The sequence below is a fragment of the Leucobacter soli genome (assembly GCF_042659205.1).
Taxonomy (GTDB): Bacteria; Actinomycetota; Actinomycetes; order Actinomycetales; family Microbacteriaceae; genus Leucobacter; species Leucobacter soli.
The window spans coordinates 1-2,812 of sequence record NZ_JBHSRW010000272.1 but is presented as its reverse complement, the minus strand read 5'-3'; the positions used below and the strand labels follow the sequence as shown (position 1 = coordinate 2,812).

Genomic DNA, 2,812 nt, shown 5'->3' with positions numbered 1-2,812 from the left:
AGCGGGCGGAGCGGGTCGGGACGAGTTGGAAGCGCAGCGCGGTCTGGCCGATCGTGATGACGGTGCCGGGGGCGAGCGCGGCCTCCCGGAAGCGCTGGCCGTCGATCTTGGAGCCGTTGGTCGAGCCGAGATCCCGCGCGATGCCGGCGGTACCGTCCCAGATCAGCTGCAGGTGCTGCCGCGAGGCGGCCGTGTCGGTGAGCCGGATGTCGGCATCGCTGCCCCGCCCCACCGTCGTCGTGCCGCGGCGCAACGGATGCTGCGCCCCGTCGACCTCGATCACGGCGCTCCACGCGACGCCGCCCTCGACCTGGGAGGCGTCGATCTCGAGCACCCCGGTGTGGAGCGCCTCATCGATGCGGAGCTCCACGTCGGCCTCGCCGAGCAGCTGGTACCCCTGCCGGCCGACGTGCTTGTTCACGACGCCGATGAGCTCGCGCTCGAGGCTCGGGCCCATGCCGAGCAGGCGCTTGCCGTCGGTCGCGGAGACGCGGATCACGAAGCGATTCGGGGCGAGCACGCGGTCGCGATCGACGATCACGGAGCCGATGTCGAGCTCGCGCTTGAGACCCGAGGCGATCTCGACCGGCTGCACGCCGGAGCGGAAGGTGCGCGCGAAGGCGCCGTTGACGGCGCGCTCGAGCCCGCGCTCAACGCTGTCGAGTATGCCCATGGCTCCGCCCTCCCTTCCGGGACATGCTACCCGGATCGGCTTGGAGTCCGTGCCGCCGGTGCGCCGGGGCGGCGGAGGAAGAGCACGACGACGACGCACGCGAGCATCGCAGCGGCGGGCAGCAGCATCGACTGGGCCATCGCCGCCGAGAACGTCTCGGCGGCCTGGGGCGGGAGCCCGCCCTCGACCCCCAGCTCGGCGGCGTCCGCCGCTCCGCCGCCGGATCCCGCGAAGTTCGCCTCGAGTCGGGCCTGCATGAACGCCGCCATCGCGGCTGATCCGACGGCCGATCCGACCGTGCGGGTCGTGTTGTAGACGCCCGACCCCGCGCCCGCGTGGTGCATCGGCAGGTTGCGGGTCGCGGTCGTGGCCAGCGGCCCCCACATGCCGGCGTTGCCGACGCCCATCACGAAGAAGGGGAATGCGAAGAGCCAGGTCGGGGTGTCCGTGTTCATGAGCAGCGCGAACCAGCCGAGCGAGACGACGACGAGCAGCAGGCCCGGGACCAGCATGAGGCGGGGATCGATGCGATCGAGCAGGCGACCGGCGAAGGGCGACAGCACGCCTGCGGAGACGGCCAGCGGAACCATCAGCAGCGCCGATTCGGTGGGCGTGAGCCCCCGGCCCAGCTGCAGATAGAACATCATCGGGAGGCCCTGGCTGGTCACGACGAGGCCGACGATGGCGATGGCGATGTTCGAGACCGAGAAGTTGCGGTCGCGGAAGAGCCCGAGCGGCAGCAGGGGTTCGCTCTTCGTGTTCGCCTGCTGCCAGACGAAGACCGCCAGCACGAGCACGCCGACCACGATCAGGCTCCAGACCGAGATGGGCCCCAGGATCGGGCCCCAGTCGTACTTCTCCCCCTCCTGGAGGCCGAAGACGATGAGGAACATGCCGAGGGCGCTCAGCAGCACGCCGAGGGGGTCGAAGCGGTGCGGGTGGGTCTCGAGGCGGGGGACGAGGATCCACGCCAGTACGAAGCCGATCACGCCGACCGGGATGTTCACGAAGAAGATCCACTCCCAGCCGAGACCGTCGACCAGCAGGCCGCCTGCGAGCGGGCCGACGAGCATCGCCACGCCGGAGGTGGCTCCCCACAGCCCCATCGCGGCCCCGCGCTGATCCGGCGGGAAGGTGCGGGTGATCACCGCCATGGTCTGCGGCGTCATCATCGCAGCGCCGAGGCCCTGCACGGCGCGCATGGCGATCAGGGCGTCGAGGCTGGTCGACAGCCCGCAGCCGAGCGAGGAGAGGGTGAAGACCGCGAGGCCGATCAGGTAGATGCTGCGGGGGCCGAAGCGATCGCCCATGCGCCCGGTGATCAGCAGCGGGACGGCGTAGCCGAGCAGATAGGCGCTCGTGACCCAGATGACGTTGTCGAGGTTCGGCGTCGACGGGTCGAGCGCGGCCTTGATCGCCGGGTTCGCGACGGAGACGATCGTCGTGTCGACGAGGATCATGAAGAAGCCGATCACCATCGCCCAGAGCGCCGGCCAGGGGCGGATGGAGGGTCGAGCAGTTCTCGTCATCGTTGCGTTTCGCTTTCTCGGGAGCGCCTCAGCTTATATCCTCCCGGTGCGTCGGACCCCGTAGGCTCGACGGGTATGCCCGAGTACCGTGCGGCGCGCGCGGAGAGACGATGGCGAAGCGCCCGTACGGGGTCGGCGCGCGGAGAGGGAGGCGAAGGGTGACCGGGGTGGTTCGATCGGCGTCTGTTGCGGGGTTCCTGCTGGCGGTCGCGTCGGCGGCGAGCTTCGCGACGTCGGGGATCTTCGCGAGCGCCCTGATGTCGGCCGGGTGGTCGGCCGGGGCGGCGACGACCGCGCGCATCGGCTTCTCGGCGCTCGTGCTGCTGGTGCCGACCCTGCTCATGCTCCGCGGCCGTTGGGCGCTCGTGCGCGCCGCGTGGAGGCCCGTGCTGCTCTTCGGGCTGCTGGGCGTGATCGGCTGCCAGCTCGCCTTCTTCCTCGCGGTGCAGTTCATCCCGCCGAGCCTCGCCCTGCTGATCGAGTTCATGGGGCCCGTGCTGCTGATGCTCTGGTACTGGGCGCGCACCCGGATCGCGCCCTCCTGGCTCACCCTGCTGGGCGCCGCGATCGCGGTCGCGGGGCTCGCCGCGGTCTCGGGCGTGGTGGCGGG

At 71.0% G+C, this 2,812-nt stretch carries 3 protein-coding genes; 1 reads left to right on the top strand and 2 read right to left on the bottom strand.

Annotation, left to right across the window (positions count from 1 at the left end; all coding sequences use genetic code 11):
- Together ACFPZL_RS11990 and ACFPZL_RS11985 are read right to left on the bottom strand one after the other, a co-directional pair.
- Positions 1 to 673, bottom strand: a 673-nt coding sequence (locus ACFPZL_RS11990; RefSeq protein ID WP_382335581.1) for an FhaA domain-containing protein, incomplete at its 3' end; no start/stop codon positions are given.
- Positions 674 to 699: 26 nt separating this feature from the next.
- A complete protein-coding gene (locus ACFPZL_RS11985; RefSeq protein ID WP_218114700.1) occupies positions 700 to 2,202 on the bottom strand; it encodes a DHA2 family efflux MFS transporter permease subunit in 1,503 nt (500 codons plus the stop codon).
- 167 nt (positions 2,203 to 2,369) lie between these two features.
- Here ACFPZL_RS11985 and ACFPZL_RS11980 point away from each other — a divergent pair.
- A partial coding sequence (locus ACFPZL_RS11980; protein ID WP_382335579.1) for an EamA family transporter occupies positions 2,370 to 2,812 on the top strand: 443 nt, incomplete at its 3' end.